This is a genomic window from Nocardiopsis sp. MG754419 (assembly GCF_018207095.1).
Classification (GTDB): domain Bacteria; phylum Actinomycetota; class Actinomycetes; order Streptosporangiales; family Streptosporangiaceae; genus Nocardiopsis.
This window is the reverse complement of the sequence record NZ_QOCZ01000102.1, coordinates 1-20,201: the sequence shown is the minus strand read 5'-3', so window position 1 is coordinate 20,201 and position 20,201 is coordinate 1. Positions and strand designations below refer to the sequence as shown.

Sequence of the window (20,201 nt, the reverse complement as noted above, 5' to 3'; positions counted from 1 at the left end):
GCACGTGACCGAGCGGGGCACGAACGGCGCCCGGGTGGGAGGCGACGACGCCCGGGGGACGGGCCTCGACGAGTCGGGCCGCGCCCCGAAGAACCGTCAGGAGGGTCGGCTCAGCGTCGCCACCGACCCCCGGTCGATCAGGTGCACGGGCAGCCGGACCGCCTCCGGTGCGCCGGGTTCGGACAACAGGCGCATGACGTGGTCGCCCAGGAGTTCGCGGTCCAGGCGCAGGGTGGTCAAGCCGGGGTCCAGCAGTGCCGAGGTCGGCAGGTCGTCGTGGGCCACCACGCTCACGTCCCGGCCCACCCGCAGGTCCAGGGCGCGTGCGGCCTCGTAGACGGCGGTGCCCAGGTGGTCGGAGTTGACCACGAACGCCTCGTGTCCGGAGGCGGCGCGCATCCGCTCCGCGGCCATCCGAGCCACGTCGGCGTGGTCCAGCGGGCACCGCACCACGGTCGCGGACAGCCCCCACTCGGCGCAGCGCCGGTGGAACTCCTCCTCGCGTCCCCAGTCGGCGGCCAGCCCCTCGGGGGCCATCACCAGGGTGGCGTCCCGGTGGCCGCGGGCGCGCAGGTGCTCCAGGGCCAGGCTGATCGCCGCCCCGTCGTCGGGGCCCACGGTGGACACGCGCTCACCGAAGGGTCCCTCGGGGTCGGGGGTGCAGTTGAACGCCACGACGGGAAGGTGGGGCCGGCCGGGCAGCCAGTCGCGGAACGGCCCTCGGCGGCCGATGGGTGCGATGGCCAACCCCGCCACACCCTCGGCGGACAGTCGACGCAGCGCCGCGCTCTCCCGTTCGACGTCGTAGTCGGAACTGAGGATGAGCAGGAACGCGCCCTGACGGTGGGCCCGGACCTCCATGCCGCGCAGCACGTCCAGGAAGTACGGATTGCGCATGTTGCGGATGACGACGCCGTAGGCGGCCCGTTGCCCGGTGCGCAGTTGGCGGGCCCGGGTGTCCACCTGGTAGTCGAGTTCGGCCGCGGCCCGCCGTACCCGTTCGACGGTGGCGGAGGCGACCCTGCCGCGACCGTTGAGCGCGAAGCTGGCCTGGGCGACCGACACCCCCGCCCTGGCGGCGACGTCACGAAGGGTCACGCGTTGACGGGGAGCGGACATGGTGGTCCTTCCATGGGACACGGTGGGGTGAGGGGGAGAGGCAACGGGGAGATCGGGTGTTCCCCGGGTGTTCGCCGTGTGGTCACGAATCACAACAGTGCAGGTCAAACGGATGGTTAATCGTTTCATCAGAACGTCCCGCACGTCCACCCCGGCCCCCGACACGGCCACCGCCCGACCCACGGAGCCTCCATGCCACACCGTCCCACGGTCCTGCTCACGAGCACCGTCGCCCTCGTCCTCACCCTCGCCGCCTGCGGCGACGTGGATCCCCCCGACGGTGCGGCCGCGGGCGACGGCGAGATCGTCATCACCTACAACTCGCCCACCGAATGGGGCAACTACGGCGAGGTCCTGTCCGCCTTCACCGAGGAGACCGGGATCCGGGCCCCCAACGACCCCAAGAACTCCGGGCAGGCGCTCGCCGCCCTCCAGGCGGAACAGGGTTCCCCCGTCGCCGACGTCGCCTACACCGGCATCGCCTTCGCCGACCAACTGGTGGAGACCGGAGTCCTGCAGAACCACGTGCCCGAAGGCGCCGAACAGGTGCCCGAGGAGCTCCGCGACCCCGACGGTGCCTGGACCACCGTCCACACCGGCACCATCGCCCTCATCGTCAACGAGGACCACCTCGGCGGCGCTCCCGTCCCCACGAGCTGGGCGGACCTGCTCGAACCCGAGTACGAGGGCCTGGTCGGCTACCTCGACCCCACCCAGGCCGCGGTCGGATACTCGGCCGCCACCGCCGTCAACCTCGCCCTCGGAGGTGACCTCGACGACTGGGGGCCCGGCCTGGACTACCTGAACGACCTCCGGGAGAACGGCGCCTCGACCAGCGCGCAGACCGCCACCGCGAAGGTCGCCCAGGGCGAGATCCCCATCCTCATCGACACCGACTTCAACGGCTACAAGCTCCAGGACCAGGGCACCAACGTCACGGTGGTCATCCCGGAGGAAGGGTCGCTCCAGATCCCCTACATCGTCGGACTGGTCGACGGAGCGCCCAACGAGGACAACGGCCGGGAGCTGTTGGACTTCTACTTCTCCGAGCAGGGCCAGGCGCTGTTCGCCGCCGGTTACATGCGCCCGGTCATCGGTGAGATGCCCGAGGAGCAGGCCGACCGGGTCCTGCCCCCCGAGGACTACGAGCGGGCCGAGACCATCGACTACATCGAGCAGGGCGCGCGGCAGGCCGAGTTCAACGAGCTCTACCAGGACGAGGTCGGCTTCCGGTGACCGTCCGCGCTCCCGCACGGGGGCGCCCCGCCACCGCCACCGCGTGGCTCGCGGCGCTCCCGGCCCTCATCGTCATCTGTCTGTTCAGCGTCTACCCCGTGATGGTCATGGTGGCCAACTCACTGGGCCTGGGCGCCCCTCCCGCCGACGGCGGACCCACCCTGGAACACTACGTCCGGGCGTTCGGTTCGGCCTCCGTGCGTGACGCCCTGCTCGACTCCGCGCTCATCGCCGGCGGCGCGGTGCTGCTCATGCTCGTGGTCGCCGTGCCGGTGGTGCTCCGCCAGGCCGACGACGATCGACTCGGTCGCGGCGGCGGTGCCACCGACGCGTTGCTCACCCTGCCGATCGCGCTCCCCGGCATCATCATCGGGTTCTTCGCCATCGTCCTCACCGGCCGTACCGGGCTGTTCGGTCTGGCCTGGGAGGGGTTCTCCGGTCTGGCCTACACCTTCCCCGGCCTGCTGGTGGCCTACATGTACTTCTGCCTGCCCCGGGTCCTCGGGCCGTTGCGCGGCGCCGCCGCGACCCTGGACCCGGCGCTGACCGAGAGCGCCCGCACCCTGGGCGCCTCCCGACCCCGGGTGTTCACCACCGTGACGCTTCCACTGCTGCTGCCCGCGATCATCGAGACCGGCGGCACCGCCATCGCGGTGGCCCTGGGCGGATACGGCACGGTCGCCACCCTGTCCGAAGGGGTGCGGCTCCTCCCGCTCAACGTCGCCAACGAACTCACCACCGGATACCGACTGGCCGCGTCCTCCACCCTCGCGGTGATCCTCGCGGCGATGGCGGTGCTGGCCCTGGTCCTGGGCCGGGTCCTGTCGGCGCTCGTTCGCAGGGCGGTGACCGCGTGACCCGGCTCATCACTCGCCTGACCTGCCTGTTCGTCATTATCCCGCTCATCGGCACCCTGATCGCCGCCACCAGCGTCGACTTCTCCCAGGGGCCCTGGGGCGGCGGCGTCACCCTCGACTGGTTCGCCTACGCGTGGCCGCCGCTGGCCCCGGTGGTCGGCCGCAGCCTGGCCGTGGCCACCCTGGTCGTCGCCCTCAACCTGGCCCTCGGCGGTCCGCTCGCCTGGTGGGTGGCCCGCCACCCCTCACCGCTGACCCGGTTCACCGGCTACCTGGTGAACGTGCCGCTGGCGGTCCCCGGTATCGCGTTGAGCGTGGCACTGGTGGGCACCTTCCCGATGCTGCGCCCCAGCGGACTGCTCCTGATCCTGGGCCACCTGGTCTTCACGCTCCCGTTCACGCTGGCGGTGCTGGTCCCCGCCCTGTCGGACGCGGAACTGCGCACCAACGAGAGCGTGGCGCGCAGTCTGGGCGCGGGACGCACGCGTGTGCTGCGCACCATCACCGTCCCCGCCTGTCTGGTGGCCCTCACCCAGGCGGTCACCATGGTCTTCGCGCTGTCCTTCGGTGAGTTCAACATCAGCTTCTTCATCACACCACCGGCGACCCCCACCGCGCCGTTCGCCCTGTTCGACTCCTACTCCACCCAGCGGCTCGAACTCGCCTCGGCGCAATCGGCGATCTTCATCGCGTTCGTCGCCCCGGTGCTGACCGCCATCGTCCTGGCGCGCCGCCGCGCCCCGAGGAGGACCCCGTGACCATCCCCAGCCCCGCCGCACCGCGGGACGAGGAACGCATCGACCGTGCCCGCGCCCGAGGACTTGCCGTGGAGGACCTCACCGTCCGCTACGGGGACACCACCGCCGTGGACGGGGTGTCCTTGGACGTGGCCCCGGCGGAGACGGTCGCCGTCATCGGCCCCTCCGGCTGCGGCAAGAGCACCACCCTGCGCGCCGTCGCCGGACTCACACCGGCCGACACCGGCACGATCAGCCTGGCCGGGCGCGAGGTGACGACCCTGGGCCCGGATCGCCGCAACGTCGGTCTGGTCCCACAGAACTACGCGGTGTTCCCGCACATGAGCGTGGCCGCCAACATCGCCTACGGCCTGCGCGCCCGCGGGGTGCCCGCCCCGACCAGGCGCGAGCGGGTCCACACGATGCTGGAGCTGACCCATCTCACCGACCTGGCCGAACGCCGCCCCGACCAGCTCTCCGGCGGCCAACGCCAACGTGTGGCCCTGGCCCGTGCCCTGGCCATCCGGCCCGACGCCCTGCTGCTGGACGAGCCCCTGGCCGCGCTGGACCCGCAGCTGCGCGGGGACCTGCGTCGGGAACTGTCGGGCATGCTCGCCGCCACCGACTGCGCCACGCTCATCGTCACCCACGACCAACGCGAGGCGCTGTCCCTGGGAACGCGGATCGCGCTGATGCGCGAGGGCCGTCTGGTCCAGTTCGACACCCCGCGCGGGCTCTGGGACGACCCCGCCGACGCGTTCGTCGCCGACTTCCTGTCCGGGGCGGTCCTGCTGGAGGCCGCACGCGACCACGACCACGCCGTGACGCTGGACGGCATGTGGCGTGTACCCGTGCGCGACCTCGCGGTGCGTCCCACCGCGCACGGGTCCACCCGGTTGCTGTTGCGCCACGACAGTCTCACCGTGACCGACGTCGACGACGCGGCCGACGACGGCTCCGTCCTGGTCGCCGAGGTGCGGCACACCGAGTTCACGGGGGAGGCCCTCCACCTGACCGTCCGCGCCGGAGACCACACCCTGGGGGTACGGGTGCCGCCCGACACCCGTGTGGGACGGTCGGTCGCGTTGACCGTCGCGCCCGGCCGGGCGACCCTGCTCCACCCCCACACCTGACCCGTCAGCCGGACACCACGAGAGGACGCACATGCTCGAACTGGAGATCCTCGGATCCAACGCGACCGCCCCCACCCGCGAGGGGCCGGCCTCCTGCTATCTGCTGCGCACCGCCACCGGCGTGCTGCTGGTGGACGCCGGCCCCGGGTCGCTGCTCGCCTACTGTGCCCGCCACGACCTCGCCGACCTGCGCGGCATCGTGGTCACGCACCTGCACGCCGACCACAGCCTCGACCTGATGGCCTGGGCGTACCGATGGACCTTCCCCGAGAAGCTGGCGCAGATCCCGCTCTTCCACCCCGAGGGCGAGACCGAGCGCCTGGCCGCCTTCGACGCGGTGTTCGGCATCCCCACCCTGCCGACGATGCACCGGCCGATCGGGCAGTCGTTCCGAGCCGTGCCGATGCCCCGGGACGGTGTCACCGTGCACGAGGTCGACGGGCTGAGCTTCCGGTCCTTCGCGGCCCACCACAGCGTGCCCTCGGCCGCGCTGCGCTTCGAGGCGCCCGACGGGCGCGTGGTCGCGTTCTCCTCCGACACCGGTTACTGCGCACCGGTGGCCGAGGCCGCCCGTGAGGCCGACCTGTTCGTGTGCGAGTCCACCTACCTGGAGGCCGACGAACAGGCCCTGCACGGCCACGGCCACCTGACCGCGCGGATGGCGGGCCGGTTGGCCGCCGAGGCCGACGCCCGTCACCTGGTGCTCACCCACTTCGCCGACCCGGCCGACTGGGACGCCGGGCGTGAACACGCCACCGAGCACTTCACCGGGCCGGTGAGCATCGCCGTTCCGGGCAGTGTGTTCCCCGCAGGCGCCGCGTAGGGACCCGTCCGGGCCGTCGTGGCCGAGGCCCTGGCCTGGTCCCGCCACGACGGCCCCGGCGGAAGGCTCGGGGTCCACCGGGCTCCCCCAGGCGGCCCGGTGACCGGTCGGCGTGCCCGGCCACGAGGAGCGGTGGGCCGAGCGGTCGAACCGATCCCGTCTCTCGCCAAGAGTGCCCGAGCGAACCCGCAGCGTGGTTGCGGCAGGGCAGTGATGGTCAACGGCCACATTCGGCCCCGAACATGAATCCCGGTCGCGGTCGGTGTTCCTCACGTTCCGGCGATCCCGCTACGGTGTCAGAGCTCCGTGTTTCCGCTGCACACGGTTGCGCCGCGCACGCTAGCCGGAATCGGTGGGTTCAAACCTCTGAGGGGAGAGGTGACCGTGCGTGAGGGGCGTGACGGTGCGTGCGTCGTGCGGCGGGGGTGACGGGCCGTAGTCTTCCCGGGCTGCATCCCCCGCTCGTGGTCGGCTTCTCGTGCTCGCTCCATGGTTCCGTCCGGTCGGGGAGTGTCTTTCATCCCCTGATCCCCCTTCCTATGGAGCGTTTCTCTCTTGAGACGGCACCCCGTGCGTGCGGCCCTGGCCACCACCGCCGCCGCCACTGTGACCCTTGGTCTGCTCTCCGCGTCGCCGGTCTGGGCCGATGACGGGCCCCACTCGCCTTCGGACCGCACCGTGCCGGTCCCCGAGACCTGGGAACCGGGTGAGGCCAACACCGAACCCGTCGGAGGCGAGGCCCCCGCAGAGCCGTGGGCACCACCGTCGGCGGACGCCGACACCAGCGAAGCGGAGGCCTTGAACTCCGACGTGGCGGAGATCGCCGCGTCGAGTTGCCCCAACGAGCTGCGTGGTATCCAGGACTGGCAACCGCTCGAACGTCACCAGATCAGTGACCGCCTCGAACTGGCCGTCAACACCCAGAGTGGCAACGTCGTACTCCAGCACCGAGATCTGACGATGGCCGGAACCGGGTTGGACCTGTCGGTCTCCTCCTTCTACAACTCCCATTACGACCCCGCGCCCTGGTCCATGAGTCACGGGCGCGATGTCGGACTCGACTTCCGCTTCACCGACCCCGTCATCTTCCAGGGCCCCTCTGGCTACTGCGAGTTCTTCGACGGTAATGACGAAGGCGGATACGACTCACCCGCCGGACTCCACGCCGATCTCGACGAGCTCGAGAACGGTCACTACGCGCTGACCTTCCACCGGGGTGAGTACCAGGACCAGGTCTGGACCTTCACCGCCGAGGGGTGGCTGTACTCCCAGGCCGACCGTAACGGCAACACGAACAGGCTGCGTTACGACTCCGAGGGGAACCTGGCCTCGATCGTGGACTCCCAGGACCGGGTGACCACCTTCGATTGGGAGGGCGAGGGCTGGAACCACGATCTGTTGGAGATCACCGATCCGGGTGGTGAGACGGCCTCTTCCTTCTCCTACGACGAGGACGACAACCTCGCCGTACTGACGGATCGAGCCGGGCAGGAGCTGTCGTTCGGCTACGACGGATCCGACCTGACCTCCATCACCGACGCCGGCGGTGCCACCTGGTCCTTGTCTTACGACGATCGCTCACGGGTCACCTCGCTGACGGCTCCGGACGGCACCGAGGGCGGAGCGAGCACCTCGTACGGCTACGACAGTGAGTTCGTGCGGTCGAACACCGAGACGGTGGTGACCGACCCCAATGGGGGCGAGTCCACTCTGGAGTTCGATTCCCAGGGGCGTCAGACCGCTGCGACCGACCAGGTCGGCAACGCACGTTCCCAGACCTGGACGGCCAACTCCGACGTCGCCACCACCACCGACCCCCTCGAAGCGTCGGTGACCTATGACTACGACGAGTTCAACAACCTCATCGGGACCGAACTGCCCACCGGTGCGACCACCGCGGTCGGATTCGCCGACACCGCCAACCCGGCCAAACCCACCAGCGTCACCACCCCCGACGGCGACGAACTGTCCCTGTCCTACGACAGCGCGGGCAACCTGACCTCGGCCACTCAGCAGGACATGGACATCAACGTGACCTCGCTGTCCTACACGGGCCAGGGGTTGATGTCGTCGATGACCGACGCCAACGGTAACGAGACCACGTTCTCCTACGACAGGGCGGGCAACCTCACCGAGATGGTCGAGCCCGGACCCATCGGGACCACCGCGTTCGGCTACGACTCGCTGTCGCGGGTCACCTCGGTCACCGACGGCAACGGCACCCGCCTGGACTACGCCTACGACCGGCTGGACCGGATCGTGGCCATCAGCCACGACGGTGATGTGCTCCAGTCGATCGACTACGACGGCAACGGCCGCCAGGTGGCGACCCACACCGACCAGGCCACCACCACCTGGTCCTACAACGGGCGCGGCGACCTGATCGAAAGCGTGCGCACCGACGCCAACGGTGCGGAGACCACCGCCTACGCCTACGACGCCGCCGGCAACGTCACCGAGATGGTCGAGCACGGCAAGAGCACGGCCTATGCCTACGACGCCGCGTTCCGTCTCACCTCGCTGACCGACCACACCGGCGCCGAGACCACCTTCTCCTCGGACTCCAACAACCAACGCACCTCGATCGTGCACCCGGACGGGGCCGAGGAGGACCGTTCCTACGACGCCTCGGGTCGTCTGACCGGTATCACCACCACCGGCGCCGCCGAACAGACCCTGCTCGAGGCCTCCTACACCTGGGACACCGCCGACGGCGATGACAGCGCCCGGTTGCAGTCGCGCACCGTCAACGGCGAGTCCGAAACCTTCACCTACGACGGTCTGCAGCGCCTGACCGGCAACGGCACGGTGGACTACACCTACGACGACGCCGGTAACCTGCTCACCTCGGGTGAGGAGGAGTTCACCTACAACGACGCCGACCAGCCCACCACCGCTCGCGGTGAGGACGTGGCCCATGACGAGGCCGGGAACATGACCGGTCGGGGTGAGTACGTCTATGACTACTCGGTGACCAAGCAGAACACCCGTATCGACGACGGCGACGGTGCTCTGGCCACCAGTTTGAGCTACGACACCACCGACCAGACCCAGATGCGCGGCATCACCGACGTCCACGACGGGGACCGCATCGAGCGTCAGCTGTCCAACACCGCCCTGGGCGTCACCAACATCGCCTCCGGCGGTGAGCGCACCAGCTTCGTCCGGGATCCCAATGGTGAGCTGATCTCCATGGTGGCCTGGGAAGGCGATGAGCGGTTCCACTACACCTTGGACCAACAGAACACCGTCCTGGCCCTGACCGCCGAAGGCTCCGAAGCCGAGTCCCCCGACGCGGTGTACGAGTACAGCCCTTACGGCGAACAGAACAGTGACATCCTGGAGGAAACCAGGGCGGGGGAGCTGAATCCGTTCGGCTACACCGGCGCCTACCAGTTCCAGGACGGGACCGTGCACCTGTCCCACCGCTTCTACGACACCTTCACGCTCGGGTTCACCCAGCCCGACCCCTCCCGGCAAGAACTCAACAACCACACTTACGCGGCGTGCGACCCCGTCAACAACACCGACCCCACCGGGCTTCAAACTTCCTTGCCGGATGCCCTCTGCGCAGGATTCACTATCTGGGGAGCAAAAGTCGGAGTTGCCATGTACGTCCTTGCAATTGCCGGGCCCGTTGGCGCCATCTCTACTGGAATCCTGGCAGTCGGCGGTCTCGCCTGTGCAGGATACTGGATGTATCAGCAGTCATAAATAAGCGTATTAAATAGCAAGCGCTCTGTGGTATTGTCTCAAAAAGACAAAAGTCTCATCAAAGCGCTAGCCAGGAGAGGCGGGCCGCCCGGGTGGCGCTCGGGCGGCCCGGGAGGGCATATGCTTCATATTATCGCAGCAGTCCTTTTGGTCCTTGGGGCTGTGCTCCTCTTGAGGTTGATGGTCGTTGGGAAATCGCCGCGTGACGCTTCCGTCTTGGAGAGATTTGCAATACTGGCACTATTTATTGGAGCGCTTGCCTTTGTTTTGACATCGATTTTCTTGGGTGATCTTTTTTGAGTTCTCCGAAGGGTTGAAAGAGGCATCGCAAAAAGGACGACTTTTTGCGGTAGGGGTCCGGGCTCCTGCCTGCTCAATGTCGCGCGCTTGCCGTCAGCTCGGAAGCCCACGCCGTGTACTCCTCCATGGGCGTCATGGTGCGGCAAGCCGCGCACCACACACCGTTGTCCCCGCTCCGGCGCGTGAGCATCATCAGTTCGCAGTGCGGACACGGAACCCCGTCCAGGGTGAGCGTCCGGATGGTCTGGTCGGTCATCGTCTGCGCGCGTCGGTGCAGCCACAGCACCTCCCGTCCGGCGTCAGCCCCCGCGAGTTCGGGGTAGGGGTCCACGTAGTCGGGGCGCACCACCCCCAGAACGTCCTCGGGCAGGTTCCCCGGGTCCTGAAGGGTGAGCGCGCGGCGCATCGGCTCCTCCTCCAAGCTGATCAGGCCCAGCACGAAGCGGGAGAGCAGTCCGCAGGCCCGGCTGATCACGGCGGGTCGACGTTCCCAGGAGATGTCGGTCGTGGAGGGCTGGAGTCCCGCTGCCGCGCGTACTCGTTCTTCCCATGACAGCAGCACGTCGTGCATGGTCACCATGAACCGGTCCACCTCAAGATCCGAAGGTGAAAGCGGTTCGGGGCGGCTGGTGTGCACGCGTTCCCCGCCCGGGTTCCGGGTCTTCTCACGCAGGAGGTGGCCGAGTTCGGTGTAGTGATCGGAGAGCGCGGTGAGGGCGTGGCTGATGTCGGCCACGCTGCCGTCACAGAACGCTCGGGGTGTGAGCGCGGGGCGGGGCGGACTCAGGTGGAGATTCTATTGCGGAAAGAAAAAGAAACCGTCAAGTGGCTTTTGGCTGCAGTCGCCGCTTGCCTGTTTGCTGTCATGGCTGCGGCTATAGCGCAGAATCTCTGGGGTGTGCTTATCTTTGGAATTGTTGGCTTCGTTGCGTTGGCAAGAATCTCATTCATCTTGCACAGGGCTCGGGATCAAGGGACTGTGTAGGATCTCGAGTGATCTTGAGATCTATATTGGGTCTGATGTTCTCAGGTGCACCGAATGTGCCGATGCTCAGGGGTCGGGCATGGCCTAAGAATGCAGCCGTCTAGGGCATGTGTCGAAGTTGGCCAGAATCATTCTTCGGTTGCGGTGGTGTACACGGTGTCTTGGTGGCGCAAGGCGAGATCGTCGTGCCCCGTGACCGCGCTGCGGTGGATTTTGCACCAGCGGATCCCGTATTCCACGGTGTAAGTGAGATCTGTTGGCTTTGGATATGTCGCGCGCCGCCGCTTCTGCGGCGCGTTCACGCTGAGATTGGCCCAGACCGACTTCTCCTCGCAGGAGATGAGAGACCACGCCCACGCTGCAAGCGACCTCATTATATCCGAGAGTGGGTTTTCCTGCGGCCTTGATGTTGGTGGTTCAGGTAAGGAGAGAATGGAAAAATCGAGGCGCCAAGGATTCCGCTGATTAAAGAAATGTGACTCGGTATGGAGTTCGCATCCAGCAGTAGTTCTCGGTGTCGTACTTTGTTACGAGAAATGGCATCATGTTGCTGGTCGGTGCTTCACTGTGGTCCGCTCCTTCGGCGTGAGGATGGTCCTCCACGGATGGCCGCCCCCGTCTCGCCGGCGTCTCTCCAGTGCCAACCTGGGCATCACAGTCATCCTTGAGGGTGAGTGCACCGACTTGGTGGGTGGCTCCAACGGTGAGCCTACCCCGGTGGGGTCGGCGGGATGGGCTGCGCGACCCGGTAAGCGGTCGATCTCCGAGCCGAGGAAAGTGTGACTTTGTGAAACGAGTCAGTTTCATAATTTTTGCGCCGTTGCTCATTGCGCTGCTGCTGGGATGAGTGAGCTCCGTGATGGGTCTCGACATGTGGTTGGCAATGGGGTTCAGGTGATGGTGATAATTATGGGAACTGTCGTGATTCTCCGGGAAGCAGAGAGCGCTCAGTGTTCCGGAGTCATACATTCGGGAAAAGGTTGAGGGTGTAGAGGGTGTCGAGCTCAGGCTACTGTTCTCGTTCCGGAGTGCACGTAGTGACCGTGTGGTTGCCGGGGCGTCTATTCAAGCCTAGAGTGGGGTCGATGGCTATGCTGGGTTTCGCGTTATGATCCGGGGAGAGGCTCATTGAGCGCTAAGCAACTTGTGCTTCTGATTCTGATGTTCAGCGGATTTGCGCTGCTCGCGATCCCCTCGGTGGTGCGCTTCGGTGCGCCGATCCTCTGGCTCGTCGGAATCACTTACGTCATCATCATGGGAATTCTGTTCTGGGCCTGGCTCCACACTTCATCCGATGGACCGGGTTCCTCCGGTCGGACGACCGCCGATGTTCGACAGATGATCAAGTATCGATGGCTTGTTCTGGCTCTTCTGGTGTTTCTCCTCGTTGTGGGTTCGGCCTATGCCGTGGGTCGTCTGGCATCAGGATCATTCCCGGGGTGAACGCGGAAGAGACCCTGGCGCCCATGGCCAAGGCCTCTCTCCGGGGGCGGCGGCTCGTGTCCCTCCGAGCACGCCCTGTTCAACGACATCGACCTCGGCGGACGCCCCTCGGCGGGGCTTCGCCCTCGCGTCGGGCCGTGCGGTGGCGTCTATGGCCGCGTCGGTACGGGCCGCCGGGTCCGTTCGCGGTAGGTCAGGTGCCGCAGGAGCGCTTCGGCCGGTCCCCTCCGTCCCCTGCGCTCCATGACATCGGCGATGACGACGGTGACGACCCAGGTGGCGATGGCGACGCCGGCGGCCGCCGCGGCGCCCAGCGCACCGCCCAGGTCCAACAGCGAGGGTTCGGTGGCCACCCACCACACCGGCGACTGGGCGAGGTAGAAGGTCATCGACCGTCGCCCGCACGCCACGAGCGCCGTGGTCACGCGTCCGCGTCGTTCCCCGATACGCGTCGCGACGAGCGCGATCGCCGCAGCGAAGGCGAGACCACCGGCGATACCGGTCGCGGCGAACAGCGCCAGAGCGAAGACGCCGACCCCGGGCGTACCCGGCGTCCACACCCCCACGGCCTGCAGCGCGACCGGCTGCGCACCCAGCACGGCCACGGGGAACCCGAGGAGGACGGTGCGACGCAGGAGCGACCGGTAACGGTCGGGCTGCTCCAACACCCGCATCCGGCCGGCCCAGATACCGATGAGCACCGAGGGCACCATGGACAGCGCCGCGATGGGCAGGATCGGGAGCGCGGCGGCACGCAGCAGCGCGCTGTCCACCACGGTGGCGCCCACCGGCAGCGGCACGGACTGCCCGGCCGCCACCTGGATCACGGCGTGGACGACGACGCCGAACACGAGGGCGACCACGGCGACCGACCACAGTCGACGGCCGGACCAGGACACCGCCCCGGCGAGCGCCACGGCGAACACACCGTAGGCACCGATGACGTCCCCGCTGTAGAGAAGGATGACATGGGCGGCGCCGAACACGATCAACCAGACTCCGCGTCGGCGGATCAGGCGCCGGGCCCGGGCCGGATCTCCGTCGGGGCCGGAGTGCCGCCGGGTCAGCTGCACGAGCCCGTACCCGAACAGGAGGCCGAACAGCGGTGCGGACCGCCCGTCGACGAGGGACGTCAGCAGCCACTGGACGGCGACGTCGATCGGCCCTCCGCCGGCGGGCGCGGTGAAGGACAGGCCCCCCGCGTGCAGCATCCGGGAGTGGGCGAGGGCGATGAGCAACAGCATCATCCCCCGTGCCAGGTCCGGTGCCAGGAGGCGTTCCTTGGCGGGCGTCGGTGCGACCGACCCCCCTGCCGGCCGAGGGGACCTGGATGCGGTGTCACGGGATCTGGGCATGCGTTCGACGCTAGTGACGCCGTCCGGAGTCGCGCATCGTACGAGCGGTTCGGGTCACCCGACCAAAGTCGCTGCTTCGGGGATCTTCCGTCGGAGTCCGTCCGTCCCCGCGCGTCGTGCGGGTCGAGTCCGCTCGGAACACGGGGTGGCCGAGGTGGCCCGTCGCGGTGGGCGAGGAACGTGAGGCCCCCGCGCGACCGGTGGAACGCACCGATGGTCGCGCGGGGGCGAGATGTGGTCCCGGACCGACCCCGCGGATCAGGACGTGGTCGAGGATCGCCCGCCCAGGTGCCGGGCCAGGAACCGCTCCAGGGTGCCGTACAGCTCGATGTTGCTCTCCGGGTTCGTGAACCAGTGGCCCTCGTTCTCGTTCAGCAGGTACTCGACCTCGGAGCCGCGTGCGCGCAGCGCGTCGACGACACGGTCGGAGTGCCTGCGGTGGACGCGGACGTCGTTGGCGCCGTGGATCAGCAGCATCGGTGCGGTGATGTCGTCGACCCGGCTGATGGGTGAGCGGGCGAGCATGTCGGCCTTCTGCCGGGGGTCGTCCGGGTCGCCGATGTAGCGCAGGTAGCTGTTCTCCACGGCGCGCCGGGCGACCGGAACGACCGACTCGACGAGGTCGACGAGGTCGGACATGCCGGTGTAGCTGACCGCGGCGGCGAACCGGTCCGGGGTGAACGCGGCCCCGACCAGCGCGGCGTAGCCACCATAGGAGCAGCCGTAGATCGCCACCCGGTGCGGGTCGGTGTACCCCCGCCCGATGGCCCAGTCGAGGGCGTCGATGAGGTCGTCGTGCATGCGTCCGGCGAACTCGCCGATCGCGGCCTGGGTGTGGGCCTTCCCGTAGCCCGTGGAGCCGCGCATGTTCACCTGGAGTACGGCGTAGCCACGGTCGGCCAGGAGCTGGACCTCCGGGTCGTAGCACCAGCTGTCCCGGTACCACGGTCCGCCGTGCACCAGCAGGACGGTGGGCAGGTCGCGCGCCGGGACCCCGACCGGCAGGGTGAGGTGGCAGGGCAGGGTCATCCCGTCCCGGGCCGTGACGGAGATCGGGGTGACCGAGGCCAGCCGGGCCGGATCCAGGTGCGGGAACGGTCGGAACAGGCGGCGCGCCCGCCCGGTGGCGTGGTCGTAGAACCAGGTGACGCCGGGGTCGCGGTCGTGGGTGAAGTCCACGATCCACCGCTGCGCCGTGGCGTCGCAGGACACATGGGCCAGGTCACCGTCGGACAGTTCCGCCAACCGCGTCAGCACCGTGGCGAAGTGCGGATCGAGCGCGTGGATCTCCTGACGGGCGCCGAGGTACCGGGCGCCCAGCAGTTCTCCGGTGGTCGAGTGCAGGATCAGCGCGGAGGGAAAGCGCGGGTCGACGTCGGGGCGAGGTGTGTCCAGGTCGAAGGCGGGGTGACCGTCCACCCCCACCTGCTCGCCGGTGTCCAGGTCGACGCGGACCAGGCGGGTGCGGTCCGACCCGCGCGTCGAACCGCACCACAGTCCGTTCCCGTCCGGGGTGAGCGCAGCCGGGATGAAACCGAAGGGGTGGTCGTAACCGGAGATCCGGGTGATCGGGCGTCGGCCGTCGTCGACGTATTCCGAGAGCACGTGGTCACCGCCGTCCTCCGTGGTGAGCATCAGCACACGGTCATGGGTGACCAGCCAGCCGATGACGTCTCCGGGGTTCTCGGCGACCACGGTCAGCGCGCCGGTCGCCAGGTCGAGCTCGTACAGGTCGATCATGTCGGGGCGGCGCTTGTTGAGCTGAACGTAGGCCGTCCCCGGCCGTTCCGGCGGGAGTCGCAGACCGAGGAGCCGCACGCCCTCGAAGGGCGTCAGGTCGACCGCCTTCTCTTCGGGGCGGTTCGGGTCGACCCGGTACAGGTGCCAGTTCTCGTCACCGTCGTCGTCCTGCTGGAACAGCAGGTAGCGGCCGTCGGCGCTCCAGAGGAAGGTGTCGATGTTGCGCCGGGTGGACGAGGTGATGCGCCGCGCGCCCGGGGCGTCGGCGTCGTTCACCGTGTCGGGGCCCGACCAGTCCGAGTCCAGGTCCCGCAGGAACACGTTGAGCCGGCCGCGCCACGGGGCGAGGTAGGAGACCTTCGTGCCGTCCGGGGACAACAGGGCCCGGCTGCGTGTGGGCGGGCCGAAGAAGTCTTCGACGGCGATCGGCTCCGTTGGTGTGGTCATGGTGGATCCTCGTGGTCGATGGGTGCGTGCGATCCCGAGTCAAAGCCCCGACGTCGCGTCGGGCTCAAGGCCACCGGGTGTGATCCGGGTCATAAAAGCCAGGACCCCGACAGGGGGCACGCCTCGGAACCCGCTCGCGCCCGAGCGGGACCGGTCGGCCCGGGTCAGGGCGGGTCGGCCAGGGCCAACCGTTGCTGCACCAGGCGTAGGACACGGTGTTGCACGGGCCTGAGCGTCTGCTCGTTCAGTTCGTCCAACAGCGCCGAGGCCCGCGAGTCCAGCGGGGGCGTATCGGCCATCCGGGCCACCACCGGTTCCATGTAGGCCACCAGAGCGTCCACCAGCGCGGAGACCTCGTCGTCCGAGGCGTCGGGTTCGAGGGTGTAGAAGCGCGCCGTCAGGGGTGCGGGCGCGGTCATCGGCCCGTCCGCGGTGTCGAACAGAGCGGAGAACCCCGTCAGGCCGCCCTGTTCGAGCAGGTGCCCGATGAGGATGAGCTGTTCGTGCTCGTAGCGGACCATGTCCGCCGGCATCTCCTCCTCCGGGTCCGAACGCCACGAGGAGAGCTCCGGAGGCAGGTCGGGCGGGGCGCCGCTGCGGCGCAGCGCCGCGATGACGGCCCGGCGGGCGGTGAGCCGTTCGATCTCGGCGGCTGCCCGGTGGTCGAGCTCGTCGAGGAGCGCGTCGGCGGCGTCCGGATCGTCCAACACCGCCGGCAGCGCGGACAGGGGCACCCCGAGCGCGGTCAACCTCGTGATGCGCAGGAGCCGGACGAGGTGGCCCACGTCGTAGTGCCGATACCCCCCGGACGAGCGCGGTGGCTCGGGCAACAACCCGATCTGGTGGTAGTGGCGCAACGTGCGCACGGTGACGCCGGCCAGCGCGGCGAGTTCACTGCTGAGCAACGGCGGGCTCCTTCGATTCCAGGTCGCGCAGAGCGCGCGAGACGATCACGGTCAACAGGACGAGGACCCACACCCCGGCCACGGTGAGTCCGGCCAGGACCGGCGACCCGTACTCGGCGATCACCCCGGCCAGACCGATCCCCGCCGGCGCGGCGAGGGTGAGCAGGGCCGACTTCACACTGAGCACGCGCCCGCGTACGTCGGGGGTGGTGCGCTCGATCTGCAACACCCCGATGACCGCGCCGACCACGGCGTTGCCGAGGCCGAGCACCGCGGCGCCCACGAACACCAGGGCCGGGGTGATCAGGGAGGCCATCAGCAGGAACCCGGTGGTGGTCAGCACCAGACCGGCCGACAACCACGCTCGCGGGGGGAGACGTCGCCCGAAGCCGCTGTAGAGCGTCGCACCACCCAGCATCCCGAGGGCGAGCGCGGTGAGGACCAGACCGAGCAGGTCGGGACGGGAGATGAGGTCGAAGTAGAGCGGCATCACCAGGCCCTGCAACCCGCCGAGCGCCACGGCCAGGCCGATGACCAGACCCGACGTGCCGAGCAGGAATCGGCTGCGTGCCACCACCGCCATCCCTTCTCCGAGTTCGCGCAGAATGGGCCGCCGCGGCGACGTCCGGGCCTCGACCTCACCGAGTCCGCGCGGCAGGGTCCGCGTCAACAGCGCCGCGAGCGCCGAGGTCGCCGCGGTGATCCACAGTACGGAAGTGGCGTCGAAGGTGGCGAGCAGCACGCCGGCCGCCGCCGGGCCGATCACCAGGGCGGCGGAGGTCAGGGTCTGGCGCAGGCCGATGATCCGTGTCAGGTCCAGGCCCGCGCGCCGGGCCACCATTGGTGCCAGCACTTCACGGGCGGTCATGCCGGGCACGTCCCCGAAGGAGCCCAGGATGCCCAGGACGATGAACCACGTCAGGTCCAGGCCCCACACCAGGTCGACCAGCGGGAGCGCGGCGATCGAGGCGGCGGAGATGACGTCGGAGACCACCGAGGCCGTGCGGCGGTTGATCCGGTCGATGATCACCCCGCTGAGCAGACCGACCACCACGGCCGGGACCGCCGTCGAGGCCGCCAGCGCCGCCGTGCCCAACGGGCTGCCGGTCGTCTGCAGCACGATCAGCGGCAGGGCCACCGCGGCGATGCCGTTGCCGAGCAGGCTGAGGAGGTGTGAAGCGAGATAGATGAGGGCGATGAGCGGCATACGCCCCAGGAAAGACCCTGACGTCAGGGCCGAGTCAAGCGTGTGCCCGGTCCAGGCCCCGGCCCGGACGGTGATCCCCGACACCACGCCCGCGACCGTGACGGTGCCATCGTGGTCCGCGGAAGGCCCCCGGTGCTCGGTGCACGGCTCCACGGAACGCCGACCCGGCGCTCGGGCCACATCCACCGTGTTCCGAGGCCCCGCGGCCGTTCTCCCGGCGCGGCCCGCACCGGGCGGTCGTCCCCCGGAGCACTCGCGCGGATCCGTGCCCGGCGTGCTTGACGCCGGTCCGAACCGCTCACATGATCGTTCTCGCGATGTCGATCGGACGATCGTGACGGGCGACGGTAGAGGGTTCATGGCGAAGACGCTGATTCAGGGTGCCACCGCGATCACGGTCGATCCGCGTCTCGGGGTGATCGAGGACGCGGACCTTCTCATCGACGACGGCCGGATCGTCGCCGTCGGCGACTCCGTCGGCTCCCCACGGATCGACACCTCCGCCGGTGACCAGGTCATCGACGGGCACGACCTCATCGTGATCCCCGGTCTGGTGAACGCCCACATCCACCTCTGGCAGACGGCCGTCCGCGCGCTCGGCGTCAACTGGAGCGGGATCGAGTTCCACCTGCGGGTCCAGAACGACTTCGTCCCGGTGCTGCGGCCGGAGGACCTGCGTCTCGGGCTCTTCGTCGGAGCGCGGTCCCTCATCGACGCGGGCACCACCACCGTGCTGGAGTGGCATCACGGCAGTCGCACCCCCGAACACGTCGACGCCGCGATCGAGGGACTCCGTGCCTCCGGTATCCGTGGACTGTTCGCCGCCGGCACGGTCAAGACGTCGCCCGCGCAGGGCGCCCCGCACTTCTCCCAGGTGCCCTATCCGGCGGCGGAGGCCCGACGGCTGCGGGACGCCTTCGGGTCCAACGACGGGCTGCTCCGGTTCGGCATCGGCATCCTGGGCCCCGACTACTCACCGCTCGACGTCGTGCGCCACGACCTCGCCTTGGCCAAGGAACTCGACGTCATCTCCACCGCCCACGTCTCGGGCCTGCCGGGCAGGGTCGAGGGCGGATATCTCACGGTGGCGGACGAGGGGCTCCTCCACGCGAAGCACAACGTCGTGCACGCCACCGCGATGGCCGACGACGAGATCAGGACCCTGATCGACGCGGGCGCCACCCTCACCGCCACCCCCACGAGCGAGGTGACCGGCGGCCGGCGCGAACCCCTCATCCGCCGGGTCATCGCTCTCGGCGGCCGACCCAGCCTGGGCACCGACAGCGAGGAGAACACCTCGGGCTGCATGCTGCGCGAACTGCGCGACTCCCTGCTCGTCCAACGGCTCTTCGACCACCAGACGGCCGCGGTGGTCAGGGAGGCCTCCAAGGAGGTCGCCGCGACGAACGTGGTGCACCGCGGGATGGACGTCCCCCCGCATCGGGTGCCCACGAGCCACGACGCCCTGCGTTGGGCGACGTTGGACAGTGCCGCGGCCCTGGGCCTGCAGGACGAGATCGGGTCGATCTCCCCTGGCAAACGCGCCGACCTGGTGATGTTCCGCCGCTCGGACGTCAACCTCGTTCCCGCGCTGAACCCGGTGGACACGATCGTGGGTTTCGCGCACCCGGGCAACATCGCGCACGTGCTCATCGACGGTCGCTTCGTCAAGCGCGACGGTCGCCTGGTGGACGCCGACCGTGTGCGGGAGGACGGCGCTCTGCTCCGCGAAGCGGGCCTGCGGATCCTCGCCGACAGCGGGACCGGGGCACTGCGCAACGGTGGCTACGGCGAGGGCTTCGGCGAGCGATCCCTCTGAGACGACAGTGGCGCGGCGGACCCGGGGCCGCGCGAGCCGTCCCGGTCGCGCCCGACCGCCCGTCAGGCCCCGTTGCCGTTCACCGTCGCCGCGTTCGGCCGCCGCGGGTCAACAGGTACAGCAGGTACGGGGCTCCCAGCACCCCGGTGACCACACCGACGGGCAGCTCGCTCCCACCGAAGACGGTGCGCGCGATCAGGTCCGCGCCGACCACCAACAGGGCGCCGCAGGCCGCGGTGGGGAGCAGCCCGAGCGCGCCCCCGACCAGGAGCCGCCGTACGATCTGCGGAGCGACCAGGGCGACGAACGCGACGGGACCGGCGACCGCGGTGGCCATCGCCGCCAGTGCCGCCGCGGTGAACAACAGGGCGGTCCGAGAGA

General features: G+C 69.1%; 16 protein-coding genes. 8 read left to right on the top strand and 8 right to left on the bottom strand.

From position 1 onward, the window contains the following. Positions 1 to 96 precede the first annotated feature (96 nt). Positions 97 to 1,119 carry a LacI family DNA-binding transcriptional regulator gene (locus DSY14_RS18725; RefSeq protein WP_211717886.1) on the bottom strand — a complete coding sequence of 341 codons (1,023 nt, stop codon included), beginning with the start codon at positions 1,117 to 1,119 and terminating at the stop codon, positions 97 to 99. Between the two features lie 192 nt (positions 1,120 to 1,311). Here DSY14_RS18725 and DSY14_RS18720 point away from each other — a divergent pair, with 192 nt between their 5' ends. The 6 genes from DSY14_RS18720 to DSY14_RS18695 all read left to right on the top strand — a co-directional run bounded on the left by DSY14_RS18720 (position 1,312) and on the right by DSY14_RS18695 (position 9,619). Further along, positions 1,312 to 2,355: an extracellular solute-binding protein gene (locus tag DSY14_RS18720; protein ID WP_211717885.1), complete on the top strand. Its 1,044-nt coding sequence runs from the start codon at positions 1,312 to 1,314 to the stop codon at positions 2,353 to 2,355. Next, complete coding sequence (locus DSY14_RS18715; protein WP_307851272.1) at positions 2,352 to 3,212, top strand: ABC transporter permease subunit; 861 nt, start codon at positions 2,352 to 2,354, stop codon at positions 3,210 to 3,212. Before DSY14_RS18720 ends, DSY14_RS18715 begins: the two co-directional genes overlap by 4 nt. Continuing rightward, entirely contained in the window at positions 3,209 to 3,970 is a 762-nt protein-coding gene (locus tag DSY14_RS18710) for an ABC transporter permease (RefSeq protein WP_211717884.1), read from the top strand. Before DSY14_RS18715 ends, DSY14_RS18710 begins: the two co-directional genes overlap by 4 nt. Beyond that, positions 3,967 to 5,082, top strand: coding sequence for an ABC transporter ATP-binding protein (locus tag DSY14_RS18705; protein ID WP_211717883.1), 1,116 nt, complete (start codon positions 3,967 to 3,969; stop codon positions 5,080 to 5,082). The genes DSY14_RS18710 and DSY14_RS18705 overlap by 4 nt, the downstream gene beginning before the upstream one ends. A gap of 31 nt (positions 5,083 to 5,113) precedes the next feature. Next, entirely contained in the window at positions 5,114 to 5,905 is a 792-nt protein-coding gene (locus tag DSY14_RS18700) for an MBL fold metallo-hydrolase (RefSeq protein WP_211717882.1), read from the top strand. 555 nt (positions 5,906 to 6,460) lie between these two features. Further along, positions 6,461 to 9,619 (top strand): RHS repeat protein, encoded by a 3,159-nt coding sequence (locus DSY14_RS18695; protein ID WP_211717881.1) that lies wholly within the window; start codon positions 6,461 to 6,463, stop codon positions 9,617 to 9,619. A 373-nt stretch (positions 9,620 to 9,992) separates the two neighbouring features. On the opposite strand, the gene DSY14_RS18690 is transcribed toward DSY14_RS18695, so the two are convergent. Further along, positions 9,993 to 10,655: a hypothetical protein gene (locus DSY14_RS18690; RefSeq protein ID WP_211717880.1), complete on the bottom strand. Its 663-nt coding sequence runs from the start codon at positions 10,653 to 10,655 to the stop codon at positions 9,993 to 9,995. Between the two features lie 377 nt (positions 10,656 to 11,032). Continuing rightward, positions 11,033 to 11,206: a hypothetical protein gene (locus tag DSY14_RS18685; RefSeq protein WP_211717879.1), complete on the bottom strand. Its 174-nt coding sequence runs from the start codon at positions 11,204 to 11,206 to the stop codon at positions 11,033 to 11,035. Between the two features lie 826 nt (positions 11,207 to 12,032). Here DSY14_RS18685 and DSY14_RS18680 point away from each other — a divergent pair. Then, complete coding sequence (locus tag DSY14_RS18680) at positions 12,033 to 12,347, top strand: hypothetical protein (RefSeq protein ID WP_211717878.1); 315 nt, start codon at positions 12,033 to 12,035, stop codon at positions 12,345 to 12,347. A gap of 149 nt (positions 12,348 to 12,496) precedes the next feature. On the opposite strand, the gene DSY14_RS18675 is transcribed toward DSY14_RS18680, so the two are convergent. The 4 genes from DSY14_RS18675 to DSY14_RS18660 form a co-directional block, all read right to left on the bottom strand. Beyond that, on the bottom strand, positions 12,497 to 13,702 hold the full coding sequence (locus DSY14_RS18675) for a DUF418 domain-containing protein (RefSeq protein WP_211717877.1): 1,206 nt from the start codon (positions 13,700 to 13,702) through the stop codon (positions 12,497 to 12,499). Between the two features lie 258 nt (positions 13,703 to 13,960). Continuing rightward, positions 13,961 to 15,889, bottom strand: coding sequence for a S9 family peptidase (locus DSY14_RS18670; protein ID WP_211717876.1), 1,929 nt, complete (start codon positions 15,887 to 15,889; stop codon positions 13,961 to 13,963). Between the two features lie 164 nt (positions 15,890 to 16,053). Then, positions 16,054 to 16,794, bottom strand: a complete 741-nt coding sequence (locus DSY14_RS18665) for a MerR family transcriptional regulator (RefSeq protein WP_211717875.1) — start codon at positions 16,792 to 16,794, stop codon at positions 16,054 to 16,056. Next, positions 16,781 to 18,001: an MFS transporter gene (locus DSY14_RS18660; RefSeq protein ID WP_211717874.1), complete on the bottom strand. Its 1,221-nt coding sequence runs from the start codon at positions 17,999 to 18,001 to the stop codon at positions 16,781 to 16,783. The genes DSY14_RS18665 and DSY14_RS18660 overlap by 14 nt, the downstream gene beginning before the upstream one ends. A 358-nt stretch (positions 18,002 to 18,359) precedes the next feature. On the opposite strand from DSY14_RS18660, the gene DSY14_RS18655 reads away from it, so the two are divergent. Beyond that, positions 18,360 to 19,820 (top strand): amidohydrolase family protein, encoded by a 1,461-nt coding sequence (locus DSY14_RS18655; protein WP_211717873.1) that lies wholly within the window; start codon positions 18,360 to 18,362, stop codon positions 19,818 to 19,820. A 79-nt stretch (positions 19,821 to 19,899) separates the two neighbouring features. On the opposite strand, the gene DSY14_RS18650 is transcribed toward DSY14_RS18655, so the two are convergent. Next, on the bottom strand, positions 19,900 to 20,201 hold a 302-nt coding region (locus DSY14_RS18650), incomplete at its 5' end, for an iron chelate uptake ABC transporter family permease subunit (protein WP_211717872.1).

Excerpts from the sequence above, each read along its gene's own strand:
- DSY14_RS18660 (WP_211717874.1), bottom strand. The coding sequence starts at position 18,001 with ATGCCGCTCATCGCCCTCATCTATCTCGCTTCACACCTCCTCAGCCTG.
- DSY14_RS18725 (WP_211717886.1), bottom strand. The coding sequence starts at position 1,119 with ATGTCCGCTCCCCGTCAACGCGTGACCCTTCGTGACGTCGCCGCCAGG.
- DSY14_RS18720 (WP_211717885.1), top strand. The coding sequence starts at position 1,312 with ATGCCACACCGTCCCACGGTCCTGCTCACGAGCACCGTCGCCCTCGTC.
- DSY14_RS18655 (WP_211717873.1), top strand. The coding sequence starts at position 18,360 with ATGGCGAAGACGCTGATTCAGGGTGCCACCGCGATCACGGTCGATCCG.
- DSY14_RS18675 (WP_211717877.1), bottom strand. The coding sequence starts at position 13,702 with ATGCCCAGATCCCGTGACACCGCATCCAGGTCCCCTCGGCCGGCAGGG.
- DSY14_RS18670 (WP_211717876.1), bottom strand. The coding sequence starts at position 15,889 with ATGACCACACCAACGGAGCCGATCGCCGTCGAAGACTTCTTCGGCCCG.
- DSY14_RS18700 (WP_211717882.1), top strand. The coding sequence starts at position 5,114 with ATGCTCGAACTGGAGATCCTCGGATCCAACGCGACCGCCCCCACCCGC.